A 16,001-nucleotide genomic window follows, 5' to 3' on the forward strand; every position below is an offset into this window, starting at 1 on the left:
GCGCCGCAGGCGGGCGGCGCGCGGACCGGTGCACGGACCGGCCTTGCGGGCAGGGGCAGTTGACACGGGCACAGTCCCCGACCGGCGGCGGGAGCGCATGCGACCGGCGTGCGACCGTGCCCTGCCCATGCGCGACTTCCGCGGACCCTCCCCGGGCCTACCCTCATCCCGAACTCGGGTATTCCGGAAGCCCGTTGGGGGCATGACGCCCCCAGCAGCCGCGCGACCTCGAGGAGGGGCACGTGCTTGAGCCCGCGTATCAGGCGGACGTCGTCATCGTGGGGGCCGGGGTCTCGGGACTCTCGGCTGCCCAACGGCTGAACAGCGCAGGAGTGTCGACCGTGGTCCTGGAGGCCGCCCCGTGCGTGGGGGGCCGTGCGACGACCGAGAAGGTCGACGGCTTCCGCCTCGACCACGTCGGCCGGTTCCTCTCCACGTCGTATCCCGAACTGCGGATGACCCCGGGCCTGGACGGCCTGGTGCTGCGCACCTTCGCCCCGGGTGTCCTCGTCCACGCCGACGGCCGGATGCACCGTGCGGGCGAGCCCGCGAGCGCGGGGGGCGCAAGGGGCGCACTCGACGCGGCGCGCGCCCTCGTGAGCCCCCCTCGGCGCGCCCGGCAGGCACCGCAGGCGGCGGCGCCCGCCGTGTCCCGGGCGTTCCCGCCGCTGGGCGGCGCACTCGACCAGGCGCGCCTCGCCGCGGCCCTCGGACGGACGGCGGCCGTTCCCGTGGAGCGGCTGCTCGCGCGGCCCGAGCGGCCGGCGGGGCAGGCGCTGGCGGCACGCGGGATGCCTGCACGCACGGTCGAGGGCTTCCTCCGCCCCCTGCTGGCGGCGCTGCTCTGCGACCCGGACCTGACGACGTCCAGCCGGGTCGCGGACCTCGCCCTGCGCGCCTTCGCCTCCGGCCGCCTGTGCGTCCCGGAGGGCGGCGCCGACGCCCTGCCCGAACTGCTCGCCGGGGCGCTGCCGGCCGGCGCGGTCCGTACCGGGGTGCGCGTGACGTCCGTGTCCACGACGTCCGTGACGACGGCCGAGCACGGGGAGTTCCGGTGCCGTTCCGTCCTGGTGGCGACCGGTGCGAGTGCCGCGGCCGAACTCCTGCCCGGGCTCCGGGTGCCGCGCTTCCACCCCGTGACGGTCTTCCACCACACCTCCGACGAGGCCCCCCTGCGGGAGGCCGCGCTGCTGCTGGACGCGGACCGCCGCGGTCCGGTGGCCCACACCGCGGTCGTCAGCCGGGTCGACCCGACCCGCGCTCCCGCGGGCCGGGCGCTGATCTCGTCCACGGTCCTCGGGCCGCCGCCCGCCGACGCGGACCGGACCGTCCGCGCCCATCTGGCGGCGCTCTACGGCACCTCCACGCACCGCTGGGAGCTGCTGGCGGCGCACCACACGCCGCAGGCCGTCCCGGCGATGCCTCCGCCGCACGACGTGCGCCGCCCGGTACGGCTGCTGGCCGGCCTGTACGTCTGCGGCGACCACCGGGACACCGGCACGGTCCAGGGCGCCCTGCACTCGGGACACCGGGCGGCGGCGGCCCTGCTGCGCGACCTGGGGGCCGGGTCGGTGTCCGCGGCCACTCCGTTACGGGCCCCGACGGCCGCGTAGCCGCCCCGGCCGCCCCGTGGACCAGGGGTGGAGGTCCCGTCGCGGGGCAGGACCTCCGCCCCTTCCCGAAAGCCGGCCGCACCACCCGGCCGGACGCACGGCGCCGCGCCGCCCGCGGCAGGGGCAGCCACGGCACCCTCGGTGCGAGGGCGGGCCCCGGTGTGCCGGACCCGCACCCGCGCGTCCGGCACGGGCACCGACCGCGAGCGCGGGCCGCGGTCACCCGCCGTCCGCCGCCGCTTCGCCGGCCGACCACCGGCCACCGGCCACCGAGCACCGACCACCGGCCACCGGGGTCGCGGTGCCCGCCCTCCCCGGCCGCCCTCAGCCGAGCGCCGCCACCTTGTCCCGGTACCCGCGCACCGGCGCCGCGTCCCGGTAGGGCTCAAGCCGCCGCTCGAAGTCGCGTACGTACTCCACGGCCCGGACCGAGCGCATCTCCGCCGCCTGGGTCGCCGCTTCGGCGCCGAGCTGGCAGGCCTGGTCCAGTTCGCCGAGACCGAGCCGCGCGGAGGCCAGCACGACGCGGCAGAACAGCCGGCTGCGGGCGTACCCGGGGGCGCGGAGCTGGAGGGAGCGCTCGGCGTGCTGCGCGGCGGCGCGGAACTGCTGGAGGTCGCGGTGGCAGTGCCCGAACTCGTCGGCGAGCTGCGCGTCGTCGAAGAACCTCGCCCAGTACGGCACCTCGTCGCCCGGCCGTGCCGTCTCCAGGGCGCGTTCGGCCCGCACCAGGGAGGCCGTGGCGGCCCGTACCTCGCCCAGCACGCCGTGGCCCCGCGCCTCGACCGCGTACAGCAGCGCCTGGACGACCGGCGGCGCGGAGGAGCCCACGCCCTGCTGGGCGACCCGGGCCAGTTGCACCGCCTCCCGGCCGTGCCCCAGGTAGACCGCCTGCCGGCTCATGGTCACGAGGACGTACGAGCCGTAGGCCCGGTCGCCCGCCGCCTGCGACAGCCGCAGCGCCTGGACGAAGTAGCGCTGGGCCAGCCCGTGCGCGGCGATGTCGTACGAGGTCCAGCCGGCCAGCCGGGTCAGGTCGGCCGCCGCCGCGAACAGCCGGCGCCCGGCCTGCTCGCCGTACGTGCCGCGGAGCATGGGCTCCAGCTCGTGCTCCAGGTAGCGCACCAGGGCCTGCCGTGCGTGGCCCCCTCCGTAGGCGTTGTCGAGGGCCCGGAACAGCTCGCCGACCGAGCGCAGCGCCGCGATGTCGCCCGCGCTGACCCGCTGGCCGGTGCCGCGCTCGGCCTGCGTCCGCTGCCGGGGCACGGCCGGTCTGCCCTGGACGGGCACCCGTACGGGCCCGGGCTCGGCGCGGGCCACCCGGTCGTCGGCGCGCCCGATGAGCCAGTCCCGGCTGGGCACCACCAGGCCGGCCGGGGTGAACGCGATCTTGCGCAGCTCGGCGTGGCTGCCCGAGTCCTTGCGCCACAGCCCGCCGACGATGTCGACGGCCTCCTCGGGCGTGGCGGCGAACTCCAGGCCCGCGTAGACGGGCGCGCAGGCGTCGAGGCCGAGGTCCTGGGCGGTGAGCCGGCGGCCGAGGCGCCGCGTGAAGACCTCGGCGATCAGCGCGGGCGTGGTGCCCCGGGGCTGCTGGCCGCGCAGCCACCGGGTCACCGATGTCTTGTCGTATCTGAGATCGAGTCCGTGTTCGAGGCCGAGCTGGTCCACTCGACGCGCGAGCCCCGCGTTGGAGAACCCCGCTTCTGCGATGAGTGCGGCGAGTTGACGGTTGGGGGTGCGCTGCGCGGGTCGTTCCGTCATCTGCGGTGCGGACTCCTGCCTTCCGGGCTGGGGGCCTGTCCGGGCAGGCCGTGGCGAGGTCGGCCGCCGTACGGGAGCAGCCCTTGAAGCCTCGTGAACGGCGCGAATGTAGCGGTCCGTAAGCACCTGATCACACACTTCCGGGGGTATTCATCCGATCGTGTGAGGATTACCTCCAGGGCTGACGGTCACCGGCCGGACGTACAGTGGCGTGGGGCCGTTACGAGCCTTACGAGCTTCTAGGGAGGCGCTTGCCGTGAGTGATCTGCGGTTCGTCCGCATGGGTTTCGGTGCGGACGCCGTCGAGTACCAGGCGGCCTGGGACGAGCAGCGCCGCGTGCACGCGGCCCGCTTCCAGGACGAGGTGCCCGACACCTGTCTGCTCCTGGAGCATCCGCCGGTCTACACGGCGGGCCGGCGCACGGCCGACAACGAACGGCCCCTGGACGGCACCCCGGTCGTCGACGTGGACCGGGGCGGCAAGATCACCTGGCACGGTCCGGGTCAGCTCGTCGGCTACCCGATCCAGAAGCTCCCGCGCCCCGTGGACGTCGTCGCCCACCTCCGCCGCCTGGAGGAGGCAATGATCCGGGTCTGCGCCGAGTTCGGGGTGGCGACCAGCCGGGTGGAGGGCCGGGCCGGGGTCTGGGTCCTCGGCGACCCGGTGGAGCGGCGGACCGCCCTCGGCGGGCTGTCCCTGGACTTCGACCCGCGCCTCACGGACGACGAGTTCGACCCGCGGCTCGACGGACCCGAGTACGCGCCCTCCAACGCCGGCCAGCGCCGCGAGGACCGCAAGATCTGCGCGATGGGCGTCCGGGTCGCCAAGGGCGTCACGATGCACGGCTTCGCGCTCAACGTGAATCCCGACACATCCAGCTTCGACAAGATCATCCCCTGCGGCATCCGCGACGCCGGCGTCACCTCGCTCGCCCACGAGCTGGGCCGCGACCTCACGATCGCGGAGGTGCTGCCCGTGGCCGAACGGCATCTGCGTGACGTCCTGCAGGACGCCGACCTGAAGCCGCGGGAGGTGGCGGGGACCCCGGCGTAGCCGCCGCGGGGCACGTCCCCGTCCGGGCCGCGCCACCCGCCCCGTACCGCTCGGGCCGTCGGCCCGACCGTCCCACCGAAGCAGACCGCCCCGCGCCGGAGATCCCGGAGCCCGGCACCCCCGGGAATGGACCCCTCGTCCCGAAGGTTGCCCACCGCGGGGGCCGAGAACCGCACGGGCGTACCCTGGTGTACGCCGAAGAATCGAAGCTACAGGGAGCCGATGTGTCCGCAGTCGCACCCGACGGACGCAAGATGCTGCGCCTGGAGGTCCGGAACGCCCAGACCCCCATCGAGCGCAAGCCCGAGTGGATCAAGACCCGGGCGAAAATGGGCCCCGAGTACACGAAGATGCAGAACCTCGTGAAGAGCGAGGGCCTGCACACCGTCTGCCAGGAAGCCGGCTGTCCCAACATCTACGAGTGCTGGGAGGACCGCGAGGCCACGTTCCTCATCGGTGGCGACCAGTGCACGAGGCGTTGCGACTTCTGCCAGATCGACACGGGCAAGCCCGAGGCCCTCGACCGGGACGAGCCGCGCCGCGTGGGCGAGTCCGTGGTCACGATGGACCTCAACTACGCCACCATCACCGGCGTCGCGCGCGACGACCTGGCGGACGGCGGTGCCTGGCTCTACGCGGAGACGGTCCGCCAGATCCACGCGCAGACGGCGCAGCGCGAGGCGGGCCGCACCAAGGTCGAGCTCCTCGCCCCGGACTTCAACGCCGAGCCGGCCCAGCTCGCCGAGGTCTTCTCCTCGCGCCCGGAGGTCTTCGCGCACAACGTCGAGACCGTCCCCCGGATCTTCAAGCGGATCCGCCCCGGCTTCCGCTACGAGCGCTCGCTGAAGGTCATCACCGAGGCCCGGGACTACGGTCTGGTCACGAAGTCGAACCTCATCCTCGGCATGGGCGAGACCCGCGAGGAGGTCAGTGAGGCGCTGCGCCAGCTGCACGACGCGGGCTGCGAACTGGTCACGATCACGCAGTACCTGCGCCCCTCCGTGCGCCACCACCCGGTGGAGCGCTGGGTGAAGCCGCACGAGTTCGTCGAGCTGAAGGACGAGGCCGACCAGATCGGCTTCTCCGGTGTCATGTCCGGTCCGCTGGTCCGCTCCTCGTACCGCGCCGGCCGCCTCTACCAGATGGCCGTCGAGAAGCGCGGCGCGTACGTCGCCTCGCAGGCCGTCTGAACCCATCGGCGGCAGGGCCACCCGTGCACGGGACCCGGTCCGCCGGTGGCACGCGGTGCCACGGCAATCGTGTGAATCCGCGCACAAGCGACTACCCGCAGGTACTGGCCGATAACACGCGGCCCCGGCAGTCCCCCCAGTTCGGGGCGGCGCCGGGGCCGCGTTCCGGTTCTCCGCCCCCGCACCGAGGTTTCATTCGCGTTTGACCGGTCGGTCACGCCCTGGTAACACCATTCAGTGACCCTGGTCCTACGCCACGTCGCACCCCGTCCAGCGCCAACGTCCCGAGGGGGAACCTCCACCATGCAGGCCGCGCCCGTACGCGCCACCGCGATTCCGTCGTTCACCGATGCACTCCGTGCCGTCGAGTCGCTGCTCATGAGCAGCGGCCAGCGCACCGCCCGCCGCAACGCCTGGACGTCCGTCCTGGAGGACCGCCGCCGCGCCAAGGACAGGGTCGAGGCGCAGCAGGTCCTGGAGCAGTCCCTCGTCGCCCGGCGCTGAAACGGCCACCCGCGCCGGGACCTCCGGCCAAGATCGACCGGGCACCGCCGTCGTCGGCACTTCCCACGCCACGTAGACTTCACGACATGGCGAGGAAGGAACCCGCAGCGGACGCTGCGAACCCCGGGCGACTCAAGCAGATCGCTCTGACTTACAAGATGACCCGCAAGGCCGACTCGATGATCGGTCTTGTGCTCGCGGCTGTCGGAATCGTCACCCTTGGTGTCTTCCTCGCGATCGGCTTCTGGATCGGCCACCCTGTCTATCTCGGCATTCTCGGCCTCCTGCTCGCCTTCCTCGCGTCGGCGATCGTCTTCGGGCGACGGGCCGAGCGTGCCGCCTTCGGGCAGATGGAGGGCCAGCCGGGCGCTGCCGCGGCGGTGCTCGACAACATCGGGCGCGGCTGGACGACCACTCCGGCCGTGGCGATGAACCGCAGCCAGGACGTGGTCCACCGGGCCGTCGGCAAGGCCGGCATCGTCCTGGTGGCCGAGGGCAACCCGAACCGGGTGAAGAGCCTGCTGGCCGCCGAGAAGAAGAAGATGGCCCGCATCGTGGCGGACGTGCCGGTGCACGACGTCATGGTCGGCACGGGCGAGGGCCAGGTGGAGCTGAAGAAGCTCCGCACGACGATGCTCAAGCTCCCGCGGGTGCTGTCCGGCCCGCAGGTCACGGCGACCAACGACCGACTGCGCGCGCTGGGCGACCTGATGTCGAACATGCCGCTCCCCAAGGGCCCGATGCCGAAGGGCATGCGGATGCCCCGCGGCGGCAAGATGCGCTAGCCCGCGACGGGACGAGAACTGCTACGGGTGCCCCGGAACCACGGTTCCGGGGCACCCGTACGTGCGGGGGGCCGTACACGGCGAAGGGGCGGGAACCGGTCGGTTCCCGCCCCTTCGCCGTACCTGTCGTCACCTGTCATCACCTGTCGGCCTCCGTCGTCCTCGGCGCGGCGGTACCCGCCGTCCCCGACGCGTCGGCGTCGCGCCGCGCCTGTCGGCCTCCGTACCGGCCGCCCCGGCCGTACCGCCGTGCCGGGCGGCCCGACTCCACCGGAGTCAGGACCGTGAGTCAGGACCCGGCGGTGTACGGGTCCGTCAGAGCCTGACCTCGACCGTGCGGGCCAGCCGGTCGTGCAGGCCCCGTCCGTCGCGGTCCCAGATCAGGGCGGGCAGGCCGAGGCACAGCAGGGCCGTACGCAGCAGGACGCGCAGCGGGTTGACCGTGCCGCTGTCCAGGGCGACGACCCTCAGCCCGAACAACCGCTTGCCCGGAGTGAAGCCGAGCGTACCCACGGTCAGCACGCCCATCGCGAAGAAGACGAGCAGCGCCCAGTTCCCGGTCGCCTGCCCGTAGCCGTCGGTGATCAGGCCGTATGCGATCAAGAGGCACAGGCCCCAGTCGACGGCCAGGGCGCCGAGCCGGCGGCCGGGACGTGCGATCGACCCCGGGCCCGACTCGGGCAGACCCAGCTGCTCGCCCCGGTATCCGAAGTCGGCACCGGCTTCCTCGGCGGCCGCGCGGGGGCCGGAGAGCCACGATCCGATTGCATCCCTGTTGTCCACCCACACACGGTACTGCGCCCGTTTTGGCATGCGGACAGGTGGGGTACAACGGACCCCGTCCGGTTAACTTGGGCGAAACAAATGGGTCACGCGAGAGAAATCACCCGTCCCTATGGTCGGGGTCAGCGTGTGCCACCGCACTGGCCGCACGAACGAACTACCACCCCGGTCGGACATGGTCGGGAGTAGGAGGAGCTGGATGTTCCAGAACGCCGACGAGGCCAAGAAGTACATCGCGGACGAGGACGTCAAGTTCGTCGACGTCCGCTTCTGCGACCTGCCGGGCGTGATGCAGCACTTCACGATCCCGGCCGAGGCCTTCGACCCGGCGGAGGAGCTCGCGTTCGACGGCTCCTCCATCCGCGGCTTCCAGGCCATCCACGAGTCCGACATGGCGCTCCGCGCCGACCTGTCCACCGCGCGCGTCGACCCCTTCCGCCGCGACAAGACGGTCAACATCAACTTCTTCATCCACGACCCGATCACGGGCGAGCAGTACTCCCGCGACCCGCGCAACGTGGCCAAGAAGGCCGAGGCCTACCTCGCGTCGACCGGTATCGCCGACACCGCGTACTTCGGTCCCGAGGCCGAGTTCTACGTTTTCGACAGCGTGCGCTTCAAGACCGCCGAGAACGAGTCCTTCTACCACATCGACTCCGAGGCGGGCGCCTGGAACACCGGTGCCGTCGAGGACAACCGCGGTTACAAGGTCCGCTACAAGGGCGGCTACTTCCCGACCCCGCCGGTCGACCACTTCGCCGACCTCCGTGCCGAGATCTCCCTGGAGCTGGCCAAGTCCGGCCTCCAGGTCGAGCGCCAGCACCACGAGGTGGGCACCGCCGGCCAGGCCGAGATCAACTACAAGTTCAACACGCTGCTCGCCGCGGCCGACGACCTCCAGCTCTTCAAGTACATCGTGAAGAACGTCGCCTGGCGCAACGGCAAGACCGCGACCTTCATGCCGAAGCCGATCTTCGGCGACAACGGCTCGGGCATGCACGTCCACCAGTCGCTGTGGAGCGGCGGCTCCCCGCTGTTCTACGACGAGGCCGGATACGCGGGCCTGTCGGACATGGCCCGCTACTACATCGGCGGCATCCTCAAGCACGCCCCGTCGCTGCTCGCGTTCACCAACCCGACGGTGAACTCGTACCACCGCCTGGTGCCCGGCTTCGAGGCCCCGGTCAACCTGGTGTACTCGCAGCGCAACCGCTCCGCGGCCATGCGTATCCCGATCACGGGCTCGAACCCGAAGGCCAAGCGCGTCGAGTTCCGCGCGCCCGACTCCTCCGGCAACCCGTACCTGGCGTTCTCCGCCCTGCTGATGGCCGGCCTGGACGGCGTCAAGAACAAGATCGAGCCGGCCGAGCCGATCGACAAGGACCTCTACGAGCTGGCTCCCGAGGAGCACGCCGGTGTCGCGCAGGTCCCGACCTCGCTCCCGGCCGTCCTCGACCGCCTGGAGGCCGACCACGAGTTCCTGCTCGCGGGCGACGTCTTCACGTCCGACCTGATCGAGACGTGGATCGACTACAAGCGCACGAACGAGATCGCGCCGCTCCAGCTGCGTCCGCACCCGCACGAGTTCGAGCTCTACTACGACGTGTGACATCACCGTCGGACATCACCGTCCGACATCGACCCGGACCGGAGCGGGTTTCCGCCCGCCCGGGCCGCGTGTGGGCCGTCGGCCGTGCTCCTCCCCCTCGGGAGGGCACGGCCGACGGCCTTTTCCGCGTCCGGGCGCCGGTCCGCGGTGGCGTGCGCGGGACCGGAGCCGGGGAGGACGCCGGGCCGGGGGTGTCACCAACCGCCGTCGGTTCCGCCGTGGGCCCTCGTGAGCGCGAAGATGATCAGGAGGTCGAGTGTCATCACGGGGATGGCCCACAGCGGGTAGTACGGGACGAACATGAACTGGGTGATCAGGCTGACCCCCGCCGCCACCGCGCCGACCCCTCGACCCCAGCTCCGGTTCGTCACCACGCCCATGCCGGCGACGACGAGTGCCAGTCCCACCGCGATGTGGATCCAGCCCCAGGCAGTCAGATCGAACCGGTAGGCGTACTGGGACGCGGCGAACAGGTTGTCCCGTGCGATACCGGATGCGCCCATGAGGATGCTGAGCGGACCGCTGAGCATCATCACGGACCCGGCGAACACGGACGCGCCGCTGAGTCTCTCGCCGCCGCCCGGCTCCCCGCTCCCTCTGCGTGTCTCGTTCGGCATCGTCGCCATGGCCGCCACCTTCCTGTACAGCGAGGTGAACGACGCACGACGCCCGTGCGACGCCGACCACGCTCCACTGCCAGGATCACCGCGATCCCATGGCACCGCGACTGCAAGCCGCGCCGGGGTACCGCGGACCCCCGCCGCACGGTCGGCGCCCCCGTCCGGCAACGATCCTGCTGGCGACGGTCCCGGTCGGCGACGCCCCTGGTCGGCGACGGTCCCGGTCGGCGGCGACCCCTCCGAACGGCGGTCCCGGTCGGAGCGCCGGTCCCGGCCCCGCTCCGGCCGGACCGGGGCACCGCGCACACCGAGGGGCGGCGGGGCGGTGCGTCGAACCGTCGACGCGATCCGCGCCGGAGCGCGCAGAATGGGCGCACCGGACCGGCGGGACAGGGGATGCGGACGTGAGCGGGAGCCAGCGGTACATCGGAGCGGCCGAGCGGCGGACACGGCTCGGCGTCGGGCAGCGGCTGGCCGGACCCTCGCGGGCGCGCACCCCCGAGGAGGTCGCGGACTCCCTGGTGGCGCTGCACGGCTCGGACCCCGCGAGCGTCTTCCTCGCCGTGGGGGCACGGCTCTCGGACGCCTCGGAGACCGTGGCGCGGCTGGAACGCGCCCTCTACGAGGACCGGTCGCTGGTGCGGATGCACGGTATGCGGCACACCGTGTTCGTGTTCCCGACCGCGCTCGTCCCGGTCGTGCACGCGTCCACCGGGGTCGCCGTCGCCGCGCGCGAACGGGCCTCGCTGATCAAGGACATGGCCGGGGCAGGGGCTCCCGACGCCCGTTGGCTCGCCGAGGTGGAGGCGTCGGCGCTCGCCGCGCTGGCCCTGCGCGGCGAGGCGACCGCGGCCGAACTGGCCCGCGACGAGCCCAGGTTGAAGGAGCAGTTCGTGTACGCGGCGGGGAAGAGCTACGAGGGGACGCACACCGTCTCCTCACGGCTGCTGCGGGTGCTCGGGGCCGAGGGGCGGGTGGTGCGCGGCCGTCCTCTGGGGTCGTGGACGTCGACGCAGTTCCGGTGGGCGCCGGCGCCCCCCGCCGCCGAGCGGCCGGTCGCCGAGGCGCAGGCGGAGCTGACGGGCGGGTGGCTGGCCGCCTGCGGTCCGGCCACGGAGGCCGACCTGAAGTGGTGGACCGGGTGGAAGGTGAGCGACGTACGGGCCGCGCTGAAAGCGGTGGGAGCCGTGCCCGTGTCGGTGGACGAGGGGACGGCGTACGTCCTCCCCGGCGCGGCGGAGCCCGTCGGGCCGGCCGCGCCCTGGGCGGCGCTGCTGCCCGCCCTCGATCCGACGGCCATGGGGTGGCGGCAGCGGGACTGGTACTGCCCCGAGGAGCTGCGGCCGGCGCTCTTCGACCGCAGCGGGAACATCGGTCCGACCGTGTGGTGGGACGGCCGGATCGTCGGCGGGTGGGCCCAGCGTCCGGACGGTGACATCGCCTGGCGCCTGCTGGACACCGCGGGTGCGGGCCGCGAGGCACGTGAGGCGATCGGGGCGGAGGCGTCCCGGCTGCGCGACTGGGTGGGCGCGACCAGGGTCACGCCCCGCTTCCGTACGCCGCTGGAAAGGGAGTTGGCGGCCCCATGACGTGATGGTCCGTCAGATCCCGTCCGCAGTCGGCCCGTACGGGCCGGACGGCCGTGGCCGCCCGCCCACCGGGGCGGGCGGCACCCGGCCGCCTGGTTCAGCGGGAGTACCTCATCAGGGCCCGGACCATGTGGCACGTGGTGTCCGACGGCGGGTGGATCCCGACGAGCCGGGCCGTGCTGCGGATCTTCTCGTTGCGCGCCTGGTTGGGCACGTGGACGCCGGAGTCGAGGAGCGCGATGGCGAGCCGCATCGCCTTGAGGCGGCGGTTGTGCGTGATGTACCACTCGCGGGGACGCCCCGCGGGCAGCGGGCTCTTCTCGACCGGCTGGTACGGCAGGTCGAGCTGGACGGCCCTCTTGGAGGTGGACTGGGTGGGCAGCGGACTGAGTGCGGCAGCGGGCACAGGCATCCTCCTGTCGCGGTCGGGAAACCGTCCGGCGGCTCCGGCGGCACCCTCGAACACTGCTTCTATTCTACCGTCGCCCACTGACAATCGCCCCTGGCCAGGGGGCCTTTGAGTCCCTCCGTGACGGGTGTGCGGCACGATGTCTCGCGTACCGTGGCGGCATGGAGATCTGGATCAATCCGGCCTGTTCGAAGTGCCGCAGCGCCATCGACCTGCTCGACGGGGCGGGTGCCGAGTACACCGTCCGCCGCTACCTGGAGGACGTGCCCGGCGAGGCCGAGATCCGGGAGGTGCTGGAGCGGCTCGGCCTGGAGCCCTGGGACATCACCCGCACCCAGGAGCCCGAGGCCGCCGAGTTGGGTCTCGCGGACTGGGCCAGGAGCGCGGCCTCGCGCGACCGGTGGATCGCGGCGCTGGCCGGCCACCCGCGACTCATCCAGCGCCCCATCATCACCGCGCAGGACGGGACCGCCGTCGTCGCGCGCACCGAGGAGGCCGTACGGGACGCCCTGGGGAGGTAGGGACGCGACGCCGCCCCGACCGCCCGGCCGCACGCGCGGTCGCAGTTGCGGTCGCACCCGGGGCCGCAGTCGCAGGCGCGTCGCTTCGCATCGCATCGCATCGCACGAGAACCGTGACGGCGGGGGCCGAACTCCCTTTCCCAGCAGTGTGATTCACGTTACTCGGGTGACTCGTGCGAACAACTGAGCAACTCCGTTCGGTATCTCGTACATACCGGTGTACGGCCGCTGACAGGGGCGGCCGGGGACAGGAGCCGGTACATGTCACGCAGGAGAACTCTCGGCACGAAGAAGAAGATCGCGCTGCTGGTGAGCGCGGCGGCCGTGGCCGGCGGCGGGGCCTTCGCCCTGGCAGCCACTTCGAACGCGGCGCCCGCCACGGCGAAGTCCTCCGTGGTCTGCGACGGGCTCGCCACCGCGCTGGGCAACAACGAGACGTTCATCGAGGGACAGCGGACCAACCCGGACGCCCAGTCGCAGGCCCGGATCGCCAACCGCGAGGCCGTGATCGCGCAGATCAAGGTGCAGCAGGAGGCCTCCGGCTGCCAGGTCGGCGAGTCGAACGCGAACGTCGGAGCGGGTGCCGGCGCGGGCGCGGGCGCGGGAGCCGGCGCGGGCGCGGGTTCGCAGGCCTCCCAGGCGCCGCCCGCCCAGCAGCCCTCCCAGAGCGCGTCCGCCCCCGCCGCGGGTGCGGGCGGTGGTGGCGCCGCCACCGGTCAGCAGGTCTGCAACGGCTCCACGGTGACCCTCTCGGGCGAGGCGGGCGCCCCGGCCGCGTCCAGCAACCAGTTCCCCGCCGGCACGAAGCTGAAGGTCACCAACCTGGACAACAACAAGTCCACCACGGTCGAGGTCACCTCGGTCTCCGGAAGCTGCGCGCTCCTGAACAACGCGGCGTTCGAGCAGGTCCGCGAGCCCGGCAAGTTCCTGATCCGCAGGGCCCTCATCGAGAAGGTGGGCTGACCGCGCGCACTCCCCCGGGTGCCGAAGGACCGGCGGGCCGACCGGACAGGAAGCCGGTCGGCCCGTCCACCGGGACCACCGCCGGCACGGCGGGCCGCCGGGGCGGGGAACGCCGTCTCGGCCGTGCGGAAGGGGACGCCGGCCGAGGAGGAACAGACGGCGTACCCGGCCCCGGCCGCCGAGGACCCGCCCACTCCCTCCGGCCGGCAGGCCCCGAAACCCATCGCATACGAGGGTCCGGAGCCGGTGCGACGGCCGGGCGGAATCCGGCGTCCGGGACGCGGGCGCGGGGCGCGCGAACGCTCACGGCGAGTGAGTCGCGACACAGGGGTACCAGGTAACACGGGGTTCACATTCGGGCAATGATCGGGAAATCGCCTGTTGGCAGGCTGCCGGGCATCCGCGGCGCCCCAGTGCCGCAGCGCCGCAGCACCCGCATTGCGCGTAGAGACCCACCCCGAAGGATGTGTCCCGTGACCTTCAAGGCTGAGTACATCTGGATCGACGGCACCGAGCCGACGGCCAAGCTCCGTTCGAAGACGAAGATCCTGACCGACGACGCCAAGGGTTCGGAGCTGCCGATCTGGGGCTTCGACGGGTCCTCCACGAACCAGGCCGAGGGCCACGCCTCCGACCGCGTGCTCAAGCCGGTCGCCGTCTACCCGGACCCGATCCGCGGGGGCGACGACGTCCTCGTCATGTGCGAGGTCCTCAACATCGACATGACGCCGCACGAGTCCAACACGCGTGCCGCGCTCAGCGAGGTGGCCGGGAAGTTCGCCGCCCAGGAGTCGATCTTCGGCATCGAGCAGGAGTACACCTTCTTCAAGGGCGCCCGCCCGCTGGGCTTCCCCGAGGGGGGCTTCCCCGCCGCGCAGGGCGGCTACTACTGCGGTGTCGGCTCGGACGAGATCTTCGGCCGTGACGTCGTCGAGGCGCACCTCGAGAACTGCCTCAAGGCGGGACTCGGCATCTCCGGCATCAACGCCGAGGTCATGCCCGGCCAGTGGGAGTTCCAGGTCGGCCCGCTCTCGCCGCTGGAGGTCTCCGACCAGCTGTGGGTGGCCCGTTGGCTGCTCTACCGCACCGCCGAGGACTTCGGCGTCTCCGCGACGCTGGACCCGAAGCCGGTGAAGGGCGACTGGAACGGCGCCGGCGCGCACACCAACTTCTCCACGAAGGCGATGCGCGAGGGCTACGACGCGATCATCACCGCGTGCGAGTCGCTCGGCGAGGGCTCCAAGCCGATGGACCACGTCAAGAACTACGGCGCCGGCATCGACGACCGCCTGACCGGTCTGCACGAGACCGCCCCGTGGAACGAGTACTCGTACGGCGTCTCCAACCGCGGCGCCTCGGTGCGCATCCCGTGGCAGGTCGAGAAGGACGGCAAGGGCTACATCGAGGACCGCCGCCCCAACGCCAACGTCGACCCGTACGTCGTGACGCGGCTGATCGTCGACACCTGCTGCTCCGCCCTGGAGAAGGCCGGCCAGGTCTGATCCACCGCTTCTCCCCGAGGGGGCGTCCACCGTCACGGTGGACGCCCCCTCGCGCGTGCCGGGCCCGGCGGTCACCCGGCGACGGCCCCGGCCGGACCGCCCGGTCCCGCGGCGGACCGTACGGCGGCGTCTTCGAGCCATGTCCGCGTCCGACCAGTGAGAGGACCCTCCTGTCCCGGTCCGGTGTCTGCTTCAATGGAGGCATGGCAGGCTTCCGGAAGTACACCGCGACGGGTCGTCATGACCTCGAGCCCTTCTGGCCCTCCCGTCAGCACCACGACTTCGACCGGGTGTGTTGTCGCGCGATGAACGCGCGGGCCCTTTAAAGCCGTACACCCCCGGCCTTCGGCCAGCGCGCACGACGTACGTCCCTCGACCGCTCCGCGACCAAGAACTCGCGGCCGTCGACACAACCGACGACCTCTCGCGCGAAAGAGCTGACCTCACATGGCGAACACCCGTTCTTTCTCCTCCGTCGCCGCCTCTCCCGGCCCCGCGCCCGCCGCGGCACCGGCACGCCACCGACTGCGTGCCGTCGACCGGGACGAGGAGTGGCCCCTGCCGCAGGCCTCCGGGGCAGGGCTCCTGGGCCAGGACGTCACGGCCCTGCTGCCGCCGGGGACCACCTGGCTGCCCGCTCCCCCGAACGCCCTTCCCACCCTGCCCGGCAGGCCGCCGATGATCGGGTACCTGATCCTGGTCCCGGCCGACCAGCAGACCCGGTTGGCGTCCGCGGTGCCCGACGCCGCCCCGGAACGGCCCGACCCGGCCGACGAACCGCTCGTGCGCGTCGACTCCGTGCGGCGCACCGCCGAGATCGGCGGGCGGCCGCTGGACCTCACCTACCTGGAGTTCGAGCTGCTCGCGCACCTCGTCGCGCATCCCCACCAGGTGCACACCCGCGACCAGTTGGTCACCACGGTCTGGGGCTACGGGCACGTGGGCGACGGCCGCACCGTGGACGTCCACATCGCCCGGCTGCGCCGCAAGCTCGGCGCGGAGCACCGGGACGCGATCCTGACGGTCCGCCGCGTGGGCTACAAGTACGCGCCCCCGACGGCGGGTTGACCCGAGCGCACGGGCCCGGGACCGCGT

Annotated in this window: 15 protein-coding genes; 11 read left to right on the plus strand and 4 right to left on the minus strand. The window is 72.7% G+C overall.

Annotation, left to right across the window (positions count from 1 at the left end; all coding sequences use genetic code 11):
• The first annotated feature begins 242 nt into the window (after positions 1 to 242).
• A complete protein-coding gene (locus IE265_RS18230; protein WP_190036659.1) occupies positions 243 to 1,613 on the plus strand; it encodes an NAD(P)/FAD-dependent oxidoreductase in 1,371 nt (456 codons plus the stop codon).
• 324 nt (positions 1,614 to 1,937) lie between these two features.
• Here IE265_RS18230 and IE265_RS18235 read toward each other — a convergent pair whose 3' ends face one another.
• Positions 1,938 to 3,377 (minus strand): NsdA family TPR-like regulatory protein, encoded by a 1,440-nt coding sequence (locus IE265_RS18235; RefSeq protein ID WP_190036660.1) that lies wholly within the window; start codon positions 3,375 to 3,377, stop codon positions 1,938 to 1,940.
• Between the two features lie 211 nt (positions 3,378 to 3,588).
• Here IE265_RS18235 and lipB point away from each other — a divergent pair, with 211 nt between their 5' ends.
• The 4 genes from lipB to IE265_RS18255 all read left to right on the plus strand — a co-directional run bounded on the left by lipB (position 3,589) and on the right by IE265_RS18255 (position 6,910).
• Positions 3,589 to 4,431 carry a lipoyl(octanoyl) transferase LipB gene (gene lipB / locus IE265_RS18240; RefSeq protein ID WP_268255800.1) on the plus strand — a complete coding sequence of 281 codons (843 nt, stop codon included), beginning with the start codon at positions 3,589 to 3,591 and terminating at the stop codon, positions 4,429 to 4,431.
• A gap of 224 nt (positions 4,432 to 4,655) precedes the next feature.
• The gene (gene lipA / locus IE265_RS18245) at positions 4,656 to 5,621 is read left to right on the plus strand and encodes a lipoyl synthase (RefSeq protein ID WP_190036662.1); all 966 of its coding nucleotides are present in this window, start codon (positions 4,656 to 4,658) and stop codon (positions 5,619 to 5,621) included.
• A 303-nt stretch (positions 5,622 to 5,924) separates the two neighbouring features.
• A complete protein-coding gene (locus IE265_RS18250) occupies positions 5,925 to 6,125 on the plus strand; it encodes an SCO2195 family GlnR-regulated protein (protein WP_190036663.1) in 201 nt (66 codons plus the stop codon).
• A gap of 86 nt (positions 6,126 to 6,211) precedes the next feature.
• Positions 6,212 to 6,910, plus strand: coding sequence for a DUF4191 domain-containing protein (locus tag IE265_RS18255; RefSeq protein WP_190036664.1), 699 nt, complete (start codon positions 6,212 to 6,214; stop codon positions 6,908 to 6,910).
• Between the two features lie 315 nt (positions 6,911 to 7,225).
• Here IE265_RS18255 and IE265_RS18260 read toward each other — a convergent pair whose 3' ends face one another.
• Positions 7,226 to 7,693, minus strand: a complete 468-nt coding sequence (locus tag IE265_RS18260) for an RDD family protein (protein WP_190036665.1) — start codon at positions 7,691 to 7,693, stop codon at positions 7,226 to 7,228.
• A gap of 199 nt (positions 7,694 to 7,892) precedes the next feature.
• On the opposite strand from IE265_RS18260, the gene glnA reads away from it, so the two are divergent.
• Entirely contained in the window at positions 7,893 to 9,302 is a 1,410-nt protein-coding gene (gene glnA / locus IE265_RS18265; RefSeq protein ID WP_190036666.1) for a type I glutamate--ammonia ligase, read from the plus strand.
• Between the two features lie 194 nt (positions 9,303 to 9,496).
• Here the strand turns inward: glnA and IE265_RS18270 are convergent, their stop codons facing one another.
• Positions 9,497 to 9,928: a DUF7144 family membrane protein gene (locus IE265_RS18270; RefSeq protein ID WP_229916261.1), complete on the minus strand. Its 432-nt coding sequence runs from the start codon at positions 9,926 to 9,928 to the stop codon at positions 9,497 to 9,499.
• 398 nt (positions 9,929 to 10,326) lie between these two features.
• On the opposite strand from IE265_RS18270, the gene IE265_RS18275 reads away from it, so the two are divergent.
• Positions 10,327 to 11,511 carry a winged helix DNA-binding domain-containing protein gene (locus IE265_RS18275; RefSeq protein WP_229916263.1) on the plus strand — a complete coding sequence of 395 codons (1,185 nt, stop codon included), beginning with the start codon at positions 10,327 to 10,329 and terminating at the stop codon, positions 11,509 to 11,511.
• 97 nt (positions 11,512 to 11,608) lie between these two features.
• Here the strand turns inward: IE265_RS18275 and IE265_RS18280 are convergent, their stop codons facing one another.
• Positions 11,609 to 11,917 carry a hypothetical protein gene (locus IE265_RS18280; RefSeq protein ID WP_190036668.1) on the minus strand — a complete coding sequence of 103 codons (309 nt, stop codon included), beginning with the start codon at positions 11,915 to 11,917 and terminating at the stop codon, positions 11,609 to 11,611.
• A 164-nt stretch (positions 11,918 to 12,081) separates the two neighbouring features.
• On the opposite strand from IE265_RS18280, the gene IE265_RS18285 reads away from it, so the two are divergent.
• The 4 genes from IE265_RS18285 to IE265_RS18300 all read left to right on the plus strand — a co-directional run bounded on the left by IE265_RS18285 (position 12,082) and on the right by IE265_RS18300 (position 15,974).
• Positions 12,082 to 12,441 carry an arsenate reductase family protein gene (locus tag IE265_RS18285; RefSeq protein WP_190036669.1) on the plus strand — a complete coding sequence of 120 codons (360 nt, stop codon included), beginning with the start codon at positions 12,082 to 12,084 and terminating at the stop codon, positions 12,439 to 12,441.
• Positions 12,442 to 12,702: 261 nt separating this feature from the next.
• Positions 12,703 to 13,404: an SCO2207 family protein gene (locus tag IE265_RS18290; protein WP_190036670.1), complete on the plus strand. Its 702-nt coding sequence runs from the start codon at positions 12,703 to 12,705 to the stop codon at positions 13,402 to 13,404.
• 473 nt (positions 13,405 to 13,877) lie between these two features.
• Positions 13,878 to 14,906 carry a glutamine synthetase gene (glnII, locus tag IE265_RS18295; RefSeq protein ID WP_190036671.1) on the plus strand — a complete coding sequence of 343 codons (1,029 nt, stop codon included), beginning with the start codon at positions 13,878 to 13,880 and terminating at the stop codon, positions 14,904 to 14,906.
• A 447-nt stretch (positions 14,907 to 15,353) separates the two neighbouring features.
• The gene (locus IE265_RS18300; protein ID WP_190036672.1) at positions 15,354 to 15,974 is read left to right on the plus strand and encodes a winged helix-turn-helix domain-containing protein; all 621 of its coding nucleotides are present in this window, start codon (positions 15,354 to 15,356) and stop codon (positions 15,972 to 15,974) included.
• The last annotated feature ends 27 nt before the right edge of the window (positions 15,975 to 16,001 follow it).

It is taken from the genome of Streptomyces fructofermentans, from assembly GCF_014651055.1.
GTDB lineage: Bacteria > Actinomycetota > Actinomycetes > Streptomycetales > Streptomycetaceae > Streptomyces > Streptomyces fructofermentans.

Bases quoted from the DNA above. Each gene is read 5' to 3' on its own strand.
- glnA (WP_190036666.1), top strand. From the start codon at position 7,893: ATGTTCCAGAACGCCGACGAGGCCAAGAAGTACATCGCGGACGAGGAC.
- IE265_RS18290 (WP_190036670.1), top strand. From the start codon at position 12,703: ATGTCACGCAGGAGAACTCTCGGCACGAAGAAGAAGATCGCGCTGCTG.
- IE265_RS18255 (WP_190036664.1), top strand. From the start codon at position 6,212: ATGGCGAGGAAGGAACCCGCAGCGGACGCTGCGAACCCCGGGCGACTC.
- IE265_RS18285 (WP_190036669.1), top strand. From the start codon at position 12,082: ATGGAGATCTGGATCAATCCGGCCTGTTCGAAGTGCCGCAGCGCCATC.
- IE265_RS18270 (WP_229916261.1), bottom strand. From the start codon at position 9,928: ATGGCGACGATGCCGAACGAGACACGCAGAGGGAGCGGGGAGCCGGGC.
- IE265_RS18250 (WP_190036663.1), top strand. From the start codon at position 5,925: ATGCAGGCCGCGCCCGTACGCGCCACCGCGATTCCGTCGTTCACCGAT.
- IE265_RS18300 (WP_190036672.1), top strand. From the start codon at position 15,354: ATGGCGAACACCCGTTCTTTCTCCTCCGTCGCCGCCTCTCCCGGCCCC.
- IE265_RS18235 (WP_190036660.1), bottom strand. From the start codon at position 3,377: ATGACGGAACGACCCGCGCAGCGCACCCCCAACCGTCAACTCGCCGCA.